A 19,265-nucleotide genomic window follows, 5' to 3' on the forward strand; every position below is an offset into this window, starting at 1 on the left:
TGAACGCCCCTCGGCGATTCAGCCACCAGTCGTCGGCAGCTTGCCGTACAGCACCTGGCCCCGGAAGCCGCGCCGCACTTCGCGATACAGCGCGCGGAACGCCGGATAGTCCTGCGGCTGGCACAACGCCTCCGGGCCACGCACCGCGTTCTGCTGCAGGCGGTGGCGCACGATCACGTCCTGGCCCTCGCGGCTCCAGTCCACCCGGTACTCGCCGGCAGCGTTGGCAAAACGCTGGCTGGCCGGAATGGCGATGATCGGTGCAGTGGCCGGGAACTGCAGGCGATAGGTTTCCTCGCGCAGGCTGGCGTTGCAGTAGAACGGCGTCTCGTTGGCCGGCGCCGAGGCCGTGGCGTACAGGCCGCGCACCGATTCACCACCCGGCGGGTCCGGCACGGCCATGCCGCCGGCCACGCTGAAGTCGGCATAGTCCTCAGCCTGGAACGCCATGCGGTAGCCGAACGGCCGGGTCAGGTCGACCGGCACGCCCTGGATCTGCAACTGCCCTCGCCCGTCGAAACCGGACGCGGCCATGATCTGCTCTTCAGCGCGCGCACGGTTCTGCGCGTTGAGCTGGGAGAACTGGGCGCGCATTCCGATCTCAGCGTTCTCGCCCAGCTTCGGAATGGTCTCGCCGCGCAGGTTGCCATTGGCGTCGAAGGTGAAGCGCACTTCCATCGAAGTGGCATTGCGCTGCGGCGTGTTGGCCGGGGTGCGCGCCAGGCTCGCATCGCGGGTGCGCATCACCGGTGCGCCCAGGTCGCCTTCCGGCAGCTGCCCGAAGCGCGCCCAGGCGGTGGTCGAATCCAGGTACAGATCGAATTCGGGGATGTAGGTGATGGCGTGGTTGAAGCGACCCAGCACTGGAATCTTCGGCAGGGTCGGGCCACCGCCGGCACCGATCAGCACCGGCGAACTGGCGATTCCCTTGGCGGCCAGCAGTGCCTCCAGGATCGTCACATGGTCCTTGCAGTCACCGTAGTGGTTGTCCAGGATGCTCTGCGCGCTGTTCGGCTCCAGGCCGCCGTTGCCCAGATACACCGCCACATAGCGGATGTTCTGCGCGACCCAGCGGTACAGCGCGTCGGCCTGCTCGCGGCGATCGCTGATGCCGGTGGTGATCTGATCGGCCAGCGCCTGCAGCTCCGGCGTGACCTGCGCCGCCGGACCAGCCTTGAGCTGGTAGGCACGGCCCATCTGCGACCAGTCACGATAGGTGCTGGCCATGATGTTCGGGCCGAACTCCCAGCCCGCCGCCGACCAGTTCTGTGCCGGCATGGCTTCGCGGCGCTGATAGCGCCAGCGCCACTGTGCCTGGCCGTTCTTCACCGTTGGGCGATCGCTGCCCTGCACGCCGCGGCTGTCGACGAACATCGGCAGGTTGGCCGGCGCACTGAGGGTGACCTCGGCGTCCTCGTACTCGGTGAAGACATTGAAGGTCTCCCACAGGCCGAAGTAGCCCGGGAAGTATGGCGTGGCCTGGGTACGGCGCACCTGGTAGTACAACCGCGTACCGGGGGCCAGGTTCGGGAACACGATCACCCGCACCTTGCGGTCGGCGTACATTGCCGCCGAGGCACTGGAATAGCTTTCCTGGGTATAGATGCGGTCGGCGGGCACGTCGCGGCGCTGGCCGTCTGCGGTGATGGTGTAGGCGCCGAGCACGTCCAGCGTCTCCATCTTCTCGCTGTAGCTCAGCCGCACCTGGCTGAACTGCTCGACGGATGCCTTGGTCTTGAGCAGGACCTCGTAGGTTTCGGTCTGCACATTGCCCGCATCCGGCCGCACCTGGTAGTCGGCGCGGTAACGGACAATGCTGAAATTATTGCTGGCTTCGGTATCGCCGCTGGTGGAAGGCGGCGCCGTGGCGGGCGCGGAGGTGGCGGTGTCTGCGAGTGCCGGGCCGGCAGCCATCAGGGCTGCCAGCGCCAGTGCCAGCGCGCTTGGTACGGGTTGAAGCATGCGTCGGTTCCTTGGACGTCGTGGGGATACGTCGGGTCTTACTTCGGCGGCGGCGGTGCCAGCACCGTGCGGTCGCCATTGTGCTCGGGCGAACTGACCACGCCGGCCGCTTCCATGGCCTCGATCAGCCTCGCTGCACGGTTGTAGCCGATCTTCAACCGGCGCTGCACACCGGAAATCGATGCTCGACGGGTCTCGGTGACCACGCGCAGCGCCTCGTCATACAACGGGTCGGACTCGTCGCCGGAAGAACTGTTCTCGGGCAGGCCGGTAGCGCCGACGACCACGCCGTCACCCATCGTCTGCACTTCGTCCAGCACGCCGTCGACATAGTCGGCCGGGCCCATCGCCTTGAGGTGTTCGACCACGCGATGTACTTCCTCGTCGGAGACGAAGGCGCCATGCACGCGCTCGGGCATGGCGGTACCCGGCGGCAGGTACAGCATGTCGCCGTGGCCCAGCAGGGTTTCCGCGCCGGACTGGTCGAGGATGGTGCGCGAGTCGATCTTGGAACTGACCTGGAACGCGATACGGGTCGGGATGTTGGCCTTGATCAGGCCGGTGATCACGTCCACCGACGGGCGCTGCGTGGCCAGGATCAGGTGGATGCCGGCCGCACGCGCCTTCTGTGCCAGGCGCGCGATCAGCTCTTCCACCTTCTTGCCGACGATCATCATCATGTCGGCGAATTCGTCGATGAAGATGACGACGAACGGCAGCGTCTCCAACGGTCGCGGCGCCTCGCCCAGCTCCGGGTTCGGCTTGAACAGCGGGTCCATCAGCGGCTGGCCGGCGTCCTGGGCTTCCTTCACCTTCTTGTTGAAGCCGGCCAGGTTGCGCACGCCCACCGCGCTCATCAGCTTGTAGCGGCGCTCCATCTCGGCCACGCACCAGCGCAGGCCGTTGGCGGCCTCCTTCATGTCGGTGACCACCGGCGCCAGCAGGTGCGGGATGCCCTGGTAGACGCTCAGTTCGAGCATCTTCGGGTCGATCATAAGCATCCGCAGGTCTTTCGGCGAGGCCTTGAACAGCAGGCTCAGCACCATCGCGTTGACCGCCACCGACTTGCCCGAACCGGTGGTACCGGCCACCAGCAGGTGCGGCATGCGCGCCAGATCGGCCACGGTCGAGCGGCCGGCGATGTCCTTGCCCAGCGCCAGGGTCAGCACGCTGGCCGACTTGTCGTATTCCTTCGAGCGCAGCAGCTCGGACAGGTAAATCATCTCGCGGGTGACGTTGGGAATTTCCAGGCCGATCACCGACTTGCCCGGAATCACGTCGACTACGCGCACCGACTTCACCGACAGGCCGCGCGCGATGTCCTTGTCCAGCGAACTGATCTGGCTGACCTTGATGCCCGGCGCGGGCTCGATCTCGAAGCGGGTGATGACCGGGCCGGGGTTGGCGCCAACCACCTGGGCGTCGATGCGGAAATCCTTCAGCTTGAACTCGATCTGCCGCGACAGCGCGTCCAGGGTTTCCTTGTCGTAGCCCACCGGCTGCGGCTTGGGGTCGTCCAGCAGGGCGAGCGGCGGCAGGTCCGAGCCGTCGCCGTTGACGCCACGGAACATCGGGATCTGCGTGTCGCGCTTGGCCCGGTCACTCTTCTCGATCACTGGTTCCGGGCGTGGCTCGATCTTCACCGGCTCGCGCTTGGCACGCACTTCAGCGTCAGCCTTGCGCACTTCCTGGCGCTCCTCGCGCATCACCCGGGTCTGCTGCCATTCGGTGACTTCTTCCTTCTTGCGCTCCAGCAATGGCGCCAGCGACATCACGCCGCGGCCGATCTTCTCCATCACCACGAACCAGGACAGCCCGGTGGCCAGGGTGATCGAGGCCAGCAGCAGCACCAGCACGAACAGGTTCGCACCCAGTGCGCCGAAGCCCACCGTGAGCGAGTTGCCGACCAGTTTGCCGAGGATGCCGCCAGCATGGGCCACGTCGCCACTGAACAGGCGCACGTGCAGGAAGCCGGTGCCGGCAATCAGGAAGCCGACCAGCCCGACCAGGCGCAGTGCCGGATCCAGGTCGTTCTCGCCCTTGCTCTCGCGCTTGAGCCCGAACATGGCGATCCACGCCAGCGCGCCCAGCACCACCGGCAGCAGGAACGCGATGTAGCCGAACAGCTGCAGCAGCACGTCGGCGATCCATGCACCGGCGCGGCCGCCGAGGTTGTGTACCGGCGCGACCACGCTGCCGGTATGCGACCAGCCCGGATCAGTGGCTGAATACGTGAAAAGACTGGCCGCCAGGTACAGCAGCGCCGGCGCGATGGCGATCAGGCCAAGGTCGCGCCAGAGACGCTGGCGGCGTGGATTGTCGGTCGTCGCCGCCGCGGCCGTGCGACGTGACGCCTTGCTGTCGTCGGACTTGGAGCGTTCGGGGACCTGCTTCGCCACCTTAGACCATACCTTTGGAATGCGCTGTTAGTGATTGATAATAAATGAGACGGCGTCAGTTTTCAGTTATGCGACATCGGACAGGGCATTTGACCGCCAGAACCACCGCTGGATGACGGCGTTCTGTTCATCGGCTTGAATCGCCCTGCCCCAGCCGCCACTCTATGACCAGCCACGGATGCTGCGCAAATATCGCCAGCGCCTTGTCCCATCTACCTTTTCGCGAGTTTACATGAGCACCAGCCTGCCCTCCCGTCACCAGCGCCTCGTCATCCTCGGTTCCGGCCCGGCCGGCTGGACCGCCGCCGTCTACGCCGCCCGCGCCAACCTGAAGCCGGTCGTCATCACCGGCCTGCAGCAGGGCGGCCAGCTGATGACCACCACCGAGGTGGACAACTGGCCGGGTGACGCCCACGGCCTGATGGGCCCGGACCTGATGGCGCGCATGCAGGCCCATGCCGAGCGCTTCGAGACCGAGGTCATCTTCGACCACATCCACACCGCCGATGTGTCGCAGCGCCCGTTCAAGCTGATCGGCGACAGCCACGAGTACACCTGCGACGCCCTGATCATCGCTACCGGCGCCACCGCCAAGTACCTGGGCATCCCGACAGAAGACGAGTTCAAGGGACGCGGCGTCTCCGCCTGTGCCACCTGCGACGGCTTCTTCTACCGCGACCAGGACGTAGTCGTGGTCGGCGGCGGCAACACCGCCGTGGAAGAGGCGCTGTACCTGTCCAACATCGCCCGCAAGGTGTACCTGGTCCACCGCCGCGACACCCTGAAGGCGGAGAAGATCATGCAGGACAAGCTGTTCGCCAAGGTGGCCGCCGGCAAGATCGAGACCGTCTGGCACCACCAGGTGGAGGAAGTGCTGGGCAACGAGGCCGGCGTGACCGGCGTGCGCGTGAAGTCCACTCTGGATGGCACCACCCGCGACATCGACGCCCACGGCTTCTTCGTGGCCATCGGCCACCACCCGAACACCCAGCTGTTCGACGGCCAGCTGGCAATGAACAACGGCTACCTGGAAATCCGTTCGGGCCTGGGCGGCAACGCTACCCAGACCTCGGTGGAGGGCGTATTTGCCGCCGGTGACGTGGCCGACCAGCACTACCGCCAGGCGATCACCTCGGCCGGCTTCGGCTGCATGGCCGCACTGGACGCCGAGCGCTACTTGGACGCACAGGGCAAGGCGAGCTGAGAGGCGAACCTGCATCTGTAGAGTCGAGCCACGCTCGACTCATGCAAAAGGCCGACGCCCATGCGTCGGCCTTTCTGTTTCATCTACCCTATCCTTCCCCCATGCCCTCCCCCCGCTTCCTCGACTCCCTGCAGTCCATTGCCACCACCGACTGGGATGCCCTGCACGACGGCCGCAACCCCTTCGTCAGCCACGCCTTCCTGTCAGGCCTGGAGCAGCACGGCTGCCTGCGCGAGGACTGGGGCTGGCAGCCCCGGCATTTCACGCTGTGGGAGGGCGACACTCTGGTCGGCGCCATTCCGGGCTACCTGAAGACCAACTCCCACGGCGAGTTCGTGTTCGACCACGCCTGGGCCAACGCCTATGCCCGCCACGGCCGCGACTACTACCCCAAGTGGCTGGGGGCGGTGCCTTACTCGCCGGTCACCGGTCCGCGGCTGCTGGCCCGTCACGATCCGGAGCGCGCCACGTTGCTGTCGGCATTGCGCGAGGCACTGCCGACGCTGGGCGTGTCCTCGGCCCATATCAACTTCCACACCGCAGTGGACGAGGCGCTGTTCGGCGATGACTGGCTGCTGCGCGAGGACGTGCAGTTCCAGTGGCAGAACCCGGGTGACTGGGCGACGTTCGAGCAGTTCCTCGGTGCGATGGACCACAAGCACCGCAAGAATATCCGTCAGGAACGGGCCAAGGTCACGCGCCAGGGCATCACCTTCCGCGTGGTGCACGGCGATGAAGCGAGTCGCGCGGATCTGCAGGCGATGTACCGCTTCTATCTGCAGACCTTCCTCGAGTACGGCAATGCCCCCGCGCTGACCGAGGCCTTCCTGCGCCACCTGGCCATTTCTTTGGGTCAGGGGCTGGTGCTGTTCCTGGCAGAACAGGACGGCGAGCCGATTGCCGGTGCGCTATGCCTGCGGGGTGGAGACACGCTGTATGGCCGTTACTGGGGTGGCGCCACCCTGCCCGGCCTGCACTTCGAAGCCTGCTACTACCAGGGCATCGAATACTGCCTGCGCGAAGGGCTGAGCCGTTTCGAGCCGGGCGCACAGGGCGAGCACAAGCTGGCGCGGGGCTTCCTGCCGACGCTGGTGCGCAGCCGGCACTGGATGGCCGATCCGGATTTCGCAGAAGCACTGCAGGACTGGTGCCGGCAGGAGCGGCGCGATGTGCGGCGTTACCAGCAGGAGCTGCAAGGGCATGGGCCGTTCCGCGCAGGAACGTAGAGTCGCGCTTGCTCGACCTGGGCTCCGCCAAAAAGCGTGCCAACCAAGGTGGGCACCTACCAGGGCAACAGCGAGAGCCGCGCGCATCCATCCGGCACCTGCCAGAGCGGTGGCGAGGACACTGTAATCAGGTGCACTGCCAGAAGTGCCCACTCACCCGGCACTTCGCACACCAGAACGTATAGAGCATGCCGCCGCTGCCCCACAGCAGCGCGCCCTCACCCGTGGTTGGCAGCGTTGAATCCAGCTGCATGACGAACGGCATCTCTTCGCCGCAATCGATGCACGCCGGGTACCACGCACTCTGCACCCAGCTTGGCGCGCCGCCCACGCGCGACAGGTTCTGCCGATGGTTGGACTGGCCCCAGTCCTGCTGCCGCCAACGCTCGCTGCTCAGGGCCGCAAGGCCCACCTCCGCCTGCATCAGGTCGCCGCTGTCGGTGGGGGTGTTCGGCACCTCGCGGTACTGGCTGGGGTGGCAGCCGGGCTGGCCTGCGGCATCGTGGCGATAGAAGCGCACGGGCGGCTCCTCCCATCCACAACAATCCAGGCACAAGCCGAGCGTGACCTCACCGGACGCGCCCGGCTGCAGCGCAGCAGCATCGGTCTGCAGCAGCCGCTGCAGCGGCGCGTGACAACCACCGCACAGCGCTTCCAGCGGTCCTCCCATGTGCCCGGCGTGATGCACCTGGCCACCATTCCAGGTTGGATGCAGGCGCCAGATGCGCTTGCGCCAGCTCGGCTCGTCCGCCTGCTGCGCACGATGCTGCTCGCGGCCGAAGCGGATGTGCAGCGGCCGCTCCCCATGCAGGCGCCGCGGCTGCGGTCCGTCGGCGACGCCGGCCCAGTGCGCCCAGACCTCGGCATCCAACCGCCCCCAGTCGACCACGTAGCCGCGAGCAATGGCGTAGGTCTCGGGCTGGGCGGCGAGCAGCAGCGCCCGGGCCCGCGCCATTTCGCGATCGTCATCGGCTTCAGCCAGGATCTGCGCCCACTGCGCGGCAGTGGCAGAGGGCAGGCCCCGCCATACCTGCGAAGCCAGCTGCAGCTCATCCTCACTAACGATCGCCAGCAATGCCTCCCAGTCGTCCTGCAGCAGCTGTGGCGCCTGATAGCTGGCGAACTCCATCACGCTGGCCAGCAGCTCGCCGCGCTCGCCATCACGATAGCGACGCCATGCTTCGGCCACGACTGCGGGCACCGCATCATCCGGTAGCAGGTCCAGCGCCATGTCGAGGAAGGCTGAGCTCGGCGAGCGTCGCGCCAGTGCCTGCAGCATCAACGCACCGAGCTGGCGCGGCTGCTCAGCGGCCAGCATCAGCAGCATGCCCTGGCTGTCGTTGCGCGTGCGCGGGGTGTCGTGCACATCGAGGATGGCGGTGATCGCGTCGCTCATGCGTGGGCTCCTTGCCGTTGGACGCTGATGGTGCCAGACATCAGCGATCACCACGACGAATACAATGGCGGCATGACCCGCCAGCTGCCCTGGCGCCTGGCCGATGCGCCGGACGCCCCCTTCCCTCCGGCCGAGACCGCACTGCGCCAGCCCGACGGCCTGCTGGCGGTGGGCGGCGACCTGCACCCGATGCGCCTGCTCAATGCCTATGCCGGCGGCATCTTCCCGTGGTTCAGCGAGGGCGAGCCGATCCTGTGGTGGTCACCGGACCCGCGCATGGTATTCCGTACTGATGGCGTGCATCTGTCCAGCCGCTTCCGCCGCCAGTTGCGCAGCAGCACGTGGGAGATCACCGCCGACACCGCCTTCAGCCGGGTGATGCACGCCTGCGCCGCAGCGCCACGCCCCGGCCAGGACGGCACCTGGATCAGTCCGGCGATGGTCGAGGCTTACAGCCAACTGCACGACCTCGGCTTCGCCCATTCCTTCGAGGTCTGGGACCGGCAGACGCTGGTCGGCGGCATCTACGGCGTCGCGATCGGCGCCATGTTTTTTGGCGAGAGCATGTTCAGTGGCGCCAGTGGCGGCTCCAAGATCGCCCTGGCCGCATTGGCGACCACGCTGCGCGGCTGGGGCTGGCAACTGATTGATGCCCAGGTGGAAAATCCGCACCTGCTGCGGATGGGTGCCGAACACCTGCCGCGCGCAGAATTCCTCGATCACGTGCGCCAGGCCATCCACCAGGATGGCCGTGAAGGCCCCTGGACCCAGGCGGTGGGGCGTTTGCCAGCACGGCGTTTGGCCGGGGGTTAACACAAACTTTGCAAGCTGGGCCCATCACGCGTAAAATACCGCGCCTTAGGCCCAGCGTGGCCGTTTTCTGAACCGCACAGGACTACATGTCGAAAGACGATTCCATCGAGTTCGAGGGCACCGTCAGCGAGACGCTGCCGAACACCACTTTCCGCGTTCGCCTGGAAAATGGGCACGAAATCATCGCCCACATCTCCGGCCGCATGCGCAAGAACTACATCCGCATCCTCACCGGTGACCGGGTCAAGGTTGAAATGACCCCGTATGACCTGACCAAGGGTCGTATCACCTACCGCATGAAGTAAGCGGTCGGCGCTTGGCGCCACTCCGACAGGGCCGGCCTTGCTGCTGGCCCTTTGTCGTGCGCGTAACAAAGTGGCGATTCTCGAGATCACTCACTTTTCGGCCTTGTCTGAGATCCAGCGCTGCACAGGCGATCCAGGCTCAATGCGTTCTTCACAGATGGCGTTGCGTGCATGACCTACCTGATCGCCCTGGATCCACAGTCCGTCACCAGCCGCTGCTATGCCAGCAAGGGCCCGGACGGCACTTGGTTCGGCCAGCCTTGCCTGTTCTGCACCAGCATGGATGCCACGCATCCGCTGTACCTGGCCGTACAGCGCGAGATCCCGCACATGGGCAGCACCCTGAAGCAGTGCATGCACATCCCGCACGAGGCAGTCGCCTTCGTCATCGAGGACGGCGGCGACCAGGGTCGCCAGCAGGGGTTCCGCTCGATCGCCGCCTGAGTCGCCAAAGGTCATCGTGACCGACCACACCGTGGCGTAGGTCAGCCCTGCTTGCGGCAGATTCGCAAAGGTGCCGGCGGCGGCATCGTGGGATCCGATCCAGTCCGGATCGCCACCCCATGCTCCCCCATGAACATTCGCTCGCTGCTCATCCCCCTGACCCTGTCCGCCGCCACCCTGCTGGCGTCGCCTGCACATGCAGCCGACACCCCGCCAGCCCAATGCACACCACTGTCTGGCGAGCAGCAGATTGTTCGTGCCGGGGCAGACAAGAACATCCTGTTCCGCTCCGGCGCAGACCACTATGTCGTGCATTTCCGCAACAGCTGCACCTCGTCCGTGCTGGCCCGCCGCCTGAGCTTCAAGACCGACGGCAAGGAGGCTGGGGAATTGTGCAGCGATGGACGCAGCGAACTGGATACCGGCCGCGGCAGCTGCGAAGTGTCGCGCATCGAGCCGATCGACGCCGAGCGGTTCAAGCGCGAAGCACGCCACCGCAGCCGCTGACGCCGGACATGACAAGGGCGGCCGAAGCCGCCCTTGTGGCCTTGTCGCGATGCATGTCAACGCGCTGCGGCAACCAGCGGCAACACCGTCGGCTGCTCGCGCTGCCGCGCCAGCCAGAGATCGTAGTTGGATTGCAGCCCCATCCAGAAAGCCGCGGTACTCACCCCTGCCATCTCCAGGCGGATGGCCAGGTCAGGACTGATGCCTGCTTTGCCATTAAGTACCCTCGAAAGCGCTACGCGCGACATTGCCAATCGTTCGGCCGCCTCGGTCACGGAGAGATCCATCGGATCAAAGACCATTGCCTTGATCGCCTGCCCTGGATGTGGATGGTGATGAATCATGCGCGGCCTCAGTGATAGTCCAGGTAATCCAGCAACTCCACGTCGCCACCGGTGAAACGGAAGGTAATCCGCCAGTTTCCATTGACCCAAACGGACCAATGCCCTTTCAGGCTGCCTCGCAGCTTGTGCAGGCGCAAACCAGGCATGGCGAGATCCCCAGGGCCCGATGCCACATCCAGGATCGACAGGATCATCAGCACCTTGCTGGCGTGGCTGTGCCGGATTCCACTGCTGCTACCTGAGCGGTAGAGCCGCTCGAGGCCCTTGTGGCGGAAATCGATGATCGTTACCGTATCCTGTATCGTTTCGCGATACAAGAGGGGCGACACTCCATCGCGATCACGAAACAGCATTGGCACTTCCATTCCCACCTGCAAGGCCGCAGGCGACAAGCCCGCTGAAAACAACAAGGGCGGCCGAAGCCGCCCTTGTCATTTCAGGTCTATCGCGCCAAGCCTGGCGTCAGCTCACTCCACCGTCACCGGCAACAACCGCTCCGGCTCGGCCTGCGTCTCGACCACCAACTCGTCGTCCCGGACGTCGATGCTGACCCTGCCGCCATTGACCAGCTTGCCGAACAACAGCTCGTCGGCCAGCGGACGCTTGATCTTGTCCTGGATCACGCGGGCCATCGGGCGAGCACCCATCAGCGGGTCGAAACCGTGGTGGGCCAGCCAGTCGCGCGCGGTCGGGGTGGCCGACAGGCTGACGTGCTTGTCCTGCAACAGCATCTCCAGCTCGATCAGGAACTTGTCGACCACTCTCAGGATGTGCTCGAAGCCCAGCGCCTGGAACTGCACTACCGCATCGAGGCGGTTGCGGAATTCCGGGGTGAAGCTGCGGCGGATGGTTTCCATCGCGTCGGTGGCATGGTCCTGCTTGGTGAAGCCGATCGAGCGCCGCGAGGCCTGCGCCGCACCGGCATTGGTGGTCATCACCAGCACCACGTTCTTGAAGTTGGCCTCGCGACCGTTGGTATCGGTCAGCACGCCGCGGTCCATCACCTGCAACAGGATGTTGAAGATGTCCGGATGCGCCTTCTCGATCTCGTCCAGCAACAGCACGCAGTGCGGGGTCTTGACGATCTTCTCGGTCAGCAGGCCGCCCTGGTCGAAGCCGACGTAGCCCGGAGGCGCGCCGATCAGGCGGCTGATCGAGTGCGGCTCCATGTACTCGGACATGTCGAAACGGACCAGCTCGATGCCCAGCTGCAGCGCCAGCTGCTTGGTCACCTCGGTCTTGCCCACGCCGGTGGGGCCGGCGAACAGGAAGTTGCCGATCGGCTTTTCCGGATTGCCCAGCCCGGAACGGGCCAGTTTGATCGCCGAAGCCAGCGTATCGATGGCCGGATCCTGCCCGAAGATCACCATCTTCAGGTTGCGCTCCAGGTGCTGCAGCACATCCTTGTCCGTGGCGCTGACCTGCTTGGCCGGGATGCGCGCCATCTTGGCGACGATGGCCTCCACTTCCTCGACGTCGATCAGCTCCTTGCGCTGGCCTTCCGGCAGCAGGCGCTGGCGGGCACCGGCCTCGTCGATCACGTCGATGGCCTTGTCCGGCAGCAGGCGGTCGCCGATGTGCTTGACCGACAGGTCCACCGCCGCCTGCAGCGCCTCGTCGGAATAGGTCACGCCGTGGTGCAGTTCGTACTTGGACTTGAGGCCCTGCAGGATCTCGTAGGTCTCGCCGACGGTCGGCTCGACGATGTCGATCTTCTGGAAGCGGCGCGCCAGCGCCCGGTCCTTCTCGAAGATGCCGCGGTACTCCTGGAAGGTGGTCGAGCCGATGCAGCGCAGCTCACCTGAAGCCAGTGCCGGCTTGATCAGGTTGGAGGCATCCATGGTGCCGCCCGAGGCCGAGCCGGCACCGATGATGGTGTGGATCTCGTCGATGAACAGCACCGCGTTGGGCACCTTCTTCAGCGCGGTCAGCACGCTCTTCAGGCGCTTCTCGAAATCACCGCGGTACTTGGTCCCGGCCACCAGCGCACCGAGGTCGAGCGAGTAGATCACCGCGTCCGACAGTACCTCCGGCACCGAACCTTCGATGATGCGGCGTGCCAGCCCCTCGGCGATGGCGGTCTTGCCCACGCCGGCCTCACCCACGTACAGCGGGTTGTTCTTGCGACGGCGGCACAGCACCTGGATGGTGCGTTCGATCTCATCGGCACGACCGACCAGCGGGTCGATGCGACCGGCGCGGGCCTGTTCGTTGAGGTTGCTGGCGAACTCGGTCAGGGCATCGCCCTTCGGCTCGCCCTCCCCGCCTTCGATGCGGCTTTCGCCCTCCGAGGAAGAGGACGGCTGCTCGCCCTCCTCGCCCAGCTTGGCGATGCCGTGGGACAAATAATTGACCACATCCAGTCGGGTAACGTCCTGCTGGTTGAGGTAATAGACGGCGTGGGAGTCCTTTTCGCCGAAGATGGCGACCAGCACGTTCGCGCCGGTGACCTCCTTCTTGCCCGAAGACTGCACGTGGTACACGGCCCTCTGCAGCACGCGCTGGAAGCCCAGGGTCGGCTGGGTATCGCGGCCGTCATCTTCGGCCAGGCGGGACACGGAGGCCTCGATGGCCTGCTCCAGCTCCTGGCGCAGGCGTTCGGCGTCGGCACCACAGGCCTTCAGCACGGCCTGGGCGGACGGGTTGTCGAGCAGTGCCAACAGCAGGTGTTCGACCGTCATGAACTCATGCCGGGCCTCACGGGCGCGCTTGTAGCACTGGCCGATGGTGTGTTCGAGGTCTTTGCTGAACATGGATTACTCCGGCGGCAGATAGGGACAATATGCGGCCTGACTACGCGATTTCCATCACCCTAGCGGATTGCTGCGTTCAGATGGCGTTAGCAGTACGGATCGCTTGATCTTCATTCACTCCAGGACAGCCCACCCAGCATGAGCGAACCCTACCTGAGCCGCTGGCGATTGCGGCGTGATGGCGCGGCCATCCAGACGCCCCATGCCCAGCTCTGGCCGGTACTGACCACCGCCGGCGAGCCAGCGATGCTCAAGGTCAGCAGCGAAGCCGAGGAGCAGAACAGCCATCGCCTGCTGCGCTGGTGGAACGGCGACGGCGCCGCCCGGCTGCTGGCCCACGAGGGCCCGGCAATCCTGATCGAGCGCGCCCGCGGCAACTCGTTGCGGCAACGCTCGATCGACGGCGACGATGACGCCTGCACCACCATCCTGTGCCAGGTCCTGCAACGGCTGCACCGGCCACGGAGCGCACCGCCAGCGGAACTGGTCTGCCTGCGTACATGGTTCGCGGACCTGTTGCAGCCAAGGGCGATGCTGCCACCACTGCTGGAACAGTGCAGATCACTGGCGGCGGCATTGTTGCAGGAGGAGCAGGAGATCCGGCCACTGCACGGCGACCTGCACCACGACAACGTGCTCGATTTCGGTGCGCGCGGTTGGTTGGCGATCGATCCGAAGCGATTGATCGGCGACCGTGCGTTCGATTACACGACGTTGTTCAGCAATCCGGACCTGTGCGGGCCGGGCATCCACGTTGCGACACAGCCAGAGCGGTTTGCGGCGCGGCTGGAACAGGTCACCGCGCTGACAGGGATCGAGCGGCGCAGGCTGCTGCGCTGGATCGCATCCAGCGCAGGGCTGTCAGCGGTGTGGTTCCGCGATGACGGCGACCCCGCCGATATCGACGAAGTGGTGGCAAGGATGGCGTTGCAGGCGCTGGCGGAGGGGTGACCTCCGCGCCTGGTAGGTGCCCACCTTGGTGGGCACACCGGGTCCGGAATCGATGTGCCCGGACGAAAATCGGCAGCCGGTCAGGCCTTTTCCATCGTGCACAGCAGCGGGTGCTGGTTCATGCGCGAGTACTCGTTGACCTGGGCGACCTTGGTCTCGGCCACTTCGCGGGTGAACACCCCGCACACGCCGCGGCCGCGGGTATGGACGTGCAGCATCACCTGCGTGGCCTTGTCCAGGTCCATGGTGAAGAACTGCTGCAGCACGTCCACCACGAAATCCATCGGGGTGTAGTCGTCATTGAGCAGCATCACCTGGTAGAACGGCGGCGGCGCCACTTCCGGGCGCGCGGGTTCCACGGCAACGCCGTGCTCGTGATGGGAATCGGGGGAAGACTCGCGGGGCATCTGCTCATTATAGAGGCTCGAGCGGGCCTGCGTCGGCCCGCCGCAGATTGGACGGCACGCACGGCCGCCGTCACAATTGCATCCTCTCTCAATACTGCTTCACAGGATCTTCATGAAAAGGACCCTTCTCCCCGCCCTGCTGATCGCCCTGGCTGCCGCCGGCTCTGCCGCCGCCGCGCCGGAGGGCGACAAGGCCGTGGCCCGCAACCTGGACAAGCTGGGTTACACCTATGAGGTCGACGAAGACGGCGACTACCGCATGGTGTTCGACGTCGAAGGCGATCGTACCCAGATGGTCTACGTGCGTTCGTCGGTGGAGGACTTCGGCACCCACAACATCCGCGAGATCTGGTCGCCGGCCTACAGCGCCAAGACCAAGCAGTTCCCGGTGGCCGTGGCCAACCGTCTGCTGGAAGACTCGCAGGACGCCAAGATGGGTGGCTGGGTGAAGCAGGACACCACCGCCATGTTCGTGGTCAAGATCGACGCCGATGCCACTGCCGACCAGCTCAGCGACGCCATCGATGCGGCCATCCGCACCGCCGATGCGATGGAGCTGGAACTGACCAAGAAGGACGAGTTCTGAGTTGAACGCTACGCCGGACCCGCGCTGGGCACCGCACGCCACCGTCGCCACCGTGGTGGTCGACGGCGGCCGCGTGCTGCTGGTTGAAGAAACCATCGACGGCCGCGCGGTGCTGAACCAGCCGGCCGGCCACCTCGAGCCGGGCGAAAGCCTGGCCGAGGCGGCACTGCGCGAGACCCGCGAGGAAACCGGCTGGACCGTACAGCTGACCCACTTCATCGGCTGCTACCAGTGGACCGCAGGCGACGGCACCACCTTCCTGCGCTTCTGCTATGCGGCGCGCCCGATCTCGCACGACCCGGCGCAGCCACTGGACACCGGCATCGACCGCGCGCTGTGGCTGAGCCCGGGCGAGCTGCAGGCCGCCGGCGAGCGCCTGCGCAGCCCGCTGGTCTGGCAGGTGGTGGCCGACTACCTGGGCGGCCAGCGCCATCCGCTTTCGTTGGTCAGGGAGGTCGCATGAGCACTCCGCGCGTAATGGTCGGCGTCTCCGGTGGCGTCGATTCCTCGGTGGCTGCCTGGCGGCTGGTGCAGCAGGGTGAGGCGGTGGCCGGCCTGTTCATGCAGAACTGGGCCGACGACGGCAGCGGCGATTGCCGCGCCGAGGACGACCGCCGTGATGCGGTGGCCGTCTGCGGCCTGCTCGGCATCCCATTTCACTTCCGCGATTTCTCCAACGAGTACTGGCAGGGCGTGTTCGAGCACTTCCTGGCCGAGTATGCCGCCGGTCGCACCCCGAACCCGGACGTGCTGTGCAACCGCGAGGTGAAATTCAAGCACTTCCTGGATGCCGCCCGCGAGCTGGGCGCCGAGCGCATCGCCACTGGCCACTACGCGCGGGTGACCCAGCGCGGCCACCAGTGGCTGCTGCTGCGTGGCGCCGACCGCTCCAAGGACCAGAGCTACTTCCTGCACCAGCTGGGCCAGCAGCAGCTGGCGGCCACCCTGTTCCCGATTGGCGACCTGGAAAAGACCGACCTGCGCCGGATCGCACGTGACGTCAGCCTGCCGACCCACGCCAAGAAGGACTCCACCGGCATCTGCTTCATCGGCGAGCGCGACTTCCGCGAGTTCCTCGGGCGCTACCTGCCGGCCAAGCCCGGGCAGATCCTGGACCCGGCCGACGGCAGTGTGATCGCCGAGCACCCAGGCGTCTTCTATTTCACCCTGGGCCAGCGCGAGGGCCTGAACATCGGCGGCGTGCGTGGCCGCCCTGCGGCGCCGTGGTACGTGGTTGGCAAGGATGTTGCCAGCAACGTGCTGTACGTCGACCAGGACCGCGACAGCAAGTGGATGCTGTCCAACCGCCTGCGCTCGGAGGCCGCGCACTGGATTGCCGGCGCACCGCCGGCACGGCGCTTCGAGTGCACCGCGCAGACCCGCTACCGCCAGCCCGACGAGCCGTGTACGGTCGAGGTGCTGGACGATGGCAGCGTGCTGGTCACCTTCGCCCGCCCGCAGCGCGCCGTCACCCCTGGCCAGTCGCTGGTGCTGTATGACGGCGACGTGTGCCTGGGTGGCGCAGTGATCGCCGCCACCGATGCGCCGCTTGAGCAGCGCCTGCGCACCACCCCTTCTCCTTTTGAGGTAATCGCTGCATGAGTTTCACTGTCGACGACCGCGTTCTGGCTTTGGCCGGCATTGCCCAGGCCCTGCAGCAGGTACGCCGTATCGCCGATACCGGCCATTCCGACGCCGCCGCCGTTCGCACCGCCGTGGAGAGCGTGTTCCGCGTCGATGCGTCCTCGCCGCAGGAGGTGTTCGGTGACCGTCATGCACTGAAGGCCGGCCTGCGCCTGCTGCACAACTACTTCCGCAGCCAGGGCCAGGACCCGATCCTGCCCAAGCTGGCCTTGTCGGTGCTGCAGCTGGAGCGCCGCTTCGTGCAGGAAGGCGAGACCGTGAACAAGGTCGCTTCGGGGATCGAGCGCGCCCAGCGCCAGGCGGCCGAACTGGGCGACAGCGCGCATCCGGACGTGCTGGCCAACCTGGGCGGCTTGTATGCCGACACCATCAGCCACCTCAAGCCGCGGGTGATGGTCCAGGGCAATCCGCACTACCTGGGCCAGGCCGGCGTGGTCGCCGAGATCCGCGCCCTGCTGCTGGCCGCCGTGCGCTCTGCGGTGCTCTGGCGGCAGCTGGGCGGCAGCTACTGGGACTTCCTGTTCAGCCGCAAGGCGATGATCGAGGCCGTGGACCGCCAGCTGGCCTGAGCAATGGGGGCGGATCCCTTTCCGGCACGGAAAGGGCTCTGACCCTGAACGCCCCGGCAGCGCCGGAAAACCGGCGCATTCAGAATGCACTTCGAGGCATATCGACGTTAAAGAGAAAGGGGGTACGGCCGATACATCCTCCGTGCACCTCCCGAGAACGTCCATGTACTCACGCATTTTCATCCGTCTGGCCGCCCCCCTGGCTCTGACCCTGCTGCTCCCCTTCGCCATCGGTTTCGAATGGCCGGCCGCCCTGCGCTGGGCGATCCTGACCACGATGACGCTGAGCTGGCTCGGCTTTGCGTGGTGGACCACCCGCGCCCAGGCGCACCGTTCCCCGGAACACGCCCGTGTCCTGCGCGAGCAGGACCAGCTGTTGACCGAGCTGCGCAACTTCGTTGGCAACGAGATCGACGGTTCACGTGGCGAAGTGGAACGCGCCCGTGACCTGATCCGCCAGGCGGTTTCCAGCCTGGGCGGCAGCTTCGATGCGATGAACCGCAAGTCGCGCCAGCAGAGCCAGGCCCTGTCGCGCATCGTCGACCGCGCCGGTGATGAAGGCAATGCCGGCCTCGACGTTGCCCGTTTTGCCCAGCACGCCAGCAACCGCATGGAACAGCTGGTGGAAGCGCTGGAACAGGTAAGCGGCCAGAGCAGTACCACCGTGCAGCACATCGATCAGATGGCGCAGCACCTGGATGGCATCTTCGCGCTGCTGGAAGACGTCAAGTCGATTGCCGACCAGACCAACCTCCTTGCGCTCAACGCCGCCATCGAAGCCGCGCGTGCCGGTGAAGCCGGTCGTGGTTTCGCCGTGGTGGCCGACGAAGTACGCAACCTGTCCGAGCGCTCGACCACGTTCAACGAGCAGATCCGCAAGCTGGCGCACAGCTCCAAGGACGCCATCGCCAAGGTCCGCGAGACGGTCTCGCACATGGCCTCGCGTGACATGGACCGCTCCCGTGAAGCGCGCCAGGAAGCGGCGGCGATGCTCGATAACGTGGCGCAGATCAATGCGTCGCTGGGCGATGGCATGCGCGAAGTCTCCGACTGCGCCCGTTCGATCGATGGCAGTGTGGCTGAAGCCGTGCGCGCCCTGCAGTTCGAAGACATCGCTACCCAGGCGCTGGGCGGCGTGCACACCCACCTGGACCGCCTGACCGCGATCAACCGCGAAGCAGTGGCCCTGCAGGAACTGCTGCACCGCAATGGCGGCGTGTTCGACGAAGAGATCGCCACCGCCCTGCAGCGCACCGGCAGCCGCCTGCGTGAACTGCGCAGCGAATGGGAACGCCCGCCGCACAAGCCGGTCGCCCAGCAGAGCATGGGCGCTGGCACCGTCGAGCTGTTCTGATCCTGATGTCCGCTGCCGCTGCCGGCAGCCCGCAAGGCCCCGGTTCGTCCGGGGCCTTTGCCTGTAATCCGCCGTTGGATGCATCCTGTACGCGCACCATGACCGCTATCCGCGCCCTGCCCTCCCTTGCCAACAACGACCGCCCGCGCAACGCGAGCACACGTGAGCAGCTGCAACAGCTGGAAGAGGTGGCCCGCGAGGAGATCCGCGAACTGCAGCAGCTGGCGGATGCGCGGCCTGCCCCGTCCCGCGCGGACGACGAACTGCTGGGATTGGCCTGGGATCTCGGGCTGGACGGCGAGGCGTTGAAACATCCTTGACGGGCGCCTCGGCCCGCCGACTGCGACGACTCAACCGCGCTAGAATCGTCCTTGATCGATTGAATCCGCCACCGGAATGTG

General features: G+C 66.1%; 20 protein-coding genes. 13 read left to right on the forward strand and 7 right to left on the reverse strand.

Annotation, left to right across the window (positions count from 1 at the left end; translation table 11 throughout):
• Window positions 1-18: 18 nt before the first annotated feature.
• Together AC07M7_RS11975 and AC07M7_RS11980 are read right to left on the reverse strand one after the other, a co-directional pair.
• Window positions 19-1,962: a DUF3857 domain-containing protein gene (locus AC07M7_RS11975; RefSeq protein WP_495207475.1), complete on the reverse strand. Its 1,944-nt coding sequence runs from the start codon at window positions 1,960-1,962 to the stop codon at window positions 19-21.
• Between the two features lie 38 nt (window positions 1,963-2,000).
• Window positions 2,001-4,361: a DNA translocase FtsK gene (locus tag AC07M7_RS11980; protein WP_046982916.1), complete on the reverse strand. Its 2,361-nt coding sequence runs from the start codon at window positions 4,359-4,361 to the stop codon at window positions 2,001-2,003.
• A 232-nt stretch (window positions 4,362-4,593) separates the two neighbouring features.
• Between AC07M7_RS11980 and trxB the strand changes: the two genes are divergently transcribed.
• Window positions 4,594-5,565, forward strand: a complete 972-nt coding sequence (gene trxB, locus AC07M7_RS11985; protein ID WP_032970167.1) for a thioredoxin-disulfide reductase — start codon at window positions 4,594-4,596, stop codon at window positions 5,563-5,565.
• Window positions 5,566-5,666: 101 nt separating this feature from the next.
• Window positions 5,667-6,791, forward strand: coding sequence for a GNAT family N-acetyltransferase (locus AC07M7_RS11990; protein WP_253078850.1), 1,125 nt, complete (start codon window positions 5,667-5,669; stop codon window positions 6,789-6,791).
• A gap of 127 nt (window positions 6,792-6,918) precedes the next feature.
• Here AC07M7_RS11990 and AC07M7_RS11995 read toward each other — a convergent pair whose 3' ends face one another.
• Window positions 6,919-8,187: a hypothetical protein gene (locus tag AC07M7_RS11995; RefSeq protein WP_495207476.1), complete on the reverse strand. Its 1,269-nt coding sequence runs from the start codon at window positions 8,185-8,187 to the stop codon at window positions 6,919-6,921.
• Between the two features lie 72 nt (window positions 8,188-8,259).
• Between AC07M7_RS11995 and aat the strand changes: the two genes are divergently transcribed.
• From aat to AC07M7_RS12015, 4 genes are all read left to right on the forward strand, one after another.
• Window positions 8,260-9,000, forward strand: coding sequence for a leucyl/phenylalanyl-tRNA--protein transferase (gene aat, locus AC07M7_RS12000; protein WP_495207519.1), 741 nt, complete (start codon window positions 8,260-8,262; stop codon window positions 8,998-9,000).
• Between the two features lie 86 nt (window positions 9,001-9,086).
• Window positions 9,087-9,305 carry a translation initiation factor IF-1 gene (gene infA, locus AC07M7_RS12005; protein WP_005409596.1) on the forward strand — a complete coding sequence of 73 codons (219 nt, stop codon included), beginning with the start codon at window positions 9,087-9,089 and terminating at the stop codon, window positions 9,303-9,305.
• Between the two features lie 171 nt (window positions 9,306-9,476).
• Window positions 9,477-9,749: a hypothetical protein gene (locus AC07M7_RS12010; RefSeq protein ID WP_495207477.1), complete on the forward strand. Its 273-nt coding sequence runs from the start codon at window positions 9,477-9,479 to the stop codon at window positions 9,747-9,749.
• A gap of 129 nt (window positions 9,750-9,878) precedes the next feature.
• Window positions 9,879-10,256 carry a hypothetical protein gene (locus AC07M7_RS12015; protein ID WP_495207478.1) on the forward strand — a complete coding sequence of 126 codons (378 nt, stop codon included), beginning with the start codon at window positions 9,879-9,881 and terminating at the stop codon, window positions 10,254-10,256.
• 56 nt (window positions 10,257-10,312) lie between these two features.
• Here the strand turns inward: AC07M7_RS12015 and AC07M7_RS12020 are convergent, their stop codons facing one another.
• From AC07M7_RS12020 to clpA, 3 genes are all read right to left on the reverse strand, one after another.
• Window positions 10,313-10,600, reverse strand: a complete 288-nt coding sequence (locus AC07M7_RS12020) for a HigA family addiction module antitoxin (RefSeq protein ID WP_482998745.1) — start codon at window positions 10,598-10,600, stop codon at window positions 10,313-10,315.
• A gap of 8 nt (window positions 10,601-10,608) precedes the next feature.
• Complete coding sequence (locus tag AC07M7_RS12025) at window positions 10,609-10,953, reverse strand: type II toxin-antitoxin system RelE/ParE family toxin (RefSeq protein ID WP_495207479.1); 345 nt, start codon at window positions 10,951-10,953, stop codon at window positions 10,609-10,611.
• Window positions 10,954-11,067: 114 nt separating this feature from the next.
• Window positions 11,068-13,353: an ATP-dependent Clp protease ATP-binding subunit ClpA gene (gene clpA / locus AC07M7_RS12030; RefSeq protein WP_046982911.1), complete on the reverse strand. Its 2,286-nt coding sequence runs from the start codon at window positions 13,351-13,353 to the stop codon at window positions 11,068-11,070.
• A 138-nt stretch (window positions 13,354-13,491) separates the two neighbouring features.
• On the opposite strand from clpA, the gene AC07M7_RS12035 reads away from it, so the two are divergent.
• Entirely contained in the window at window positions 13,492-14,304 is an 813-nt protein-coding gene (locus AC07M7_RS12035) for an APH(6) family putative aminoglycoside O-phosphotransferase (RefSeq protein WP_495207480.1), read from the forward strand.
• Between the two features lie 80 nt (window positions 14,305-14,384).
• On the opposite strand, the gene clpS is transcribed toward AC07M7_RS12035, so the two are convergent.
• Window positions 14,385-14,711, reverse strand: coding sequence for an ATP-dependent Clp protease adapter ClpS (gene clpS / locus AC07M7_RS12040; RefSeq protein ID WP_006366596.1), 327 nt, complete (start codon window positions 14,709-14,711; stop codon window positions 14,385-14,387).
• A gap of 112 nt (window positions 14,712-14,823) precedes the next feature.
• On the opposite strand from clpS, the gene AC07M7_RS12045 reads away from it, so the two are divergent.
• The 6 genes from AC07M7_RS12045 to AC07M7_RS12070 all read left to right on the forward strand — a co-directional run bounded on the left by AC07M7_RS12045 (window position 14,824) and on the right by AC07M7_RS12070 (window position 19,184).
• The gene (locus AC07M7_RS12045; RefSeq protein WP_136638996.1) at window positions 14,824-15,297 is read left to right on the forward strand and encodes a hypothetical protein; all 474 of its coding nucleotides are present in this window, start codon (window positions 14,824-14,826) and stop codon (window positions 15,295-15,297) included.
• 1 nt (window position 15,298) lies between these two features.
• A complete protein-coding gene (locus tag AC07M7_RS12050) occupies window positions 15,299-15,760 on the forward strand; it encodes an NUDIX hydrolase (protein ID WP_495207481.1) in 462 nt (153 codons plus the stop codon).
• Window positions 15,757-16,899 (forward strand): tRNA 2-thiouridine(34) synthase MnmA, encoded by a 1,143-nt coding sequence (gene mnmA / locus AC07M7_RS12055; protein WP_046982907.1) that lies wholly within the window; start codon window positions 15,757-15,759, stop codon window positions 16,897-16,899. Before AC07M7_RS12050 ends, mnmA begins: the two co-directional genes overlap by 4 nt.
• On the forward strand, window positions 16,896-17,510 hold the full coding sequence (gene hflD, locus AC07M7_RS12060) for a high frequency lysogenization protein HflD (protein ID WP_046982906.1): 615 nt from the start codon (window positions 16,896-16,898) through the stop codon (window positions 17,508-17,510). Before mnmA ends, hflD begins: the two co-directional genes overlap by 4 nt.
• Before the next feature lie 163 nt (window positions 17,511-17,673).
• A complete protein-coding gene (locus AC07M7_RS12065; protein ID WP_121503221.1) occupies window positions 17,674-18,864 on the forward strand; it encodes a methyl-accepting chemotaxis protein in 1,191 nt (396 codons plus the stop codon).
• A 98-nt stretch (window positions 18,865-18,962) separates the two neighbouring features.
• Entirely contained in the window at window positions 18,963-19,184 is a 222-nt protein-coding gene (locus AC07M7_RS12070; protein ID WP_495207482.1) for a hypothetical protein, read from the forward strand.
• Window positions 19,185-19,265 lie beyond the last annotated feature (81 nt).

This window comes from Stenotrophomonas sp. GW821-FHT09E08 (genome assembly GCF_059416125.1).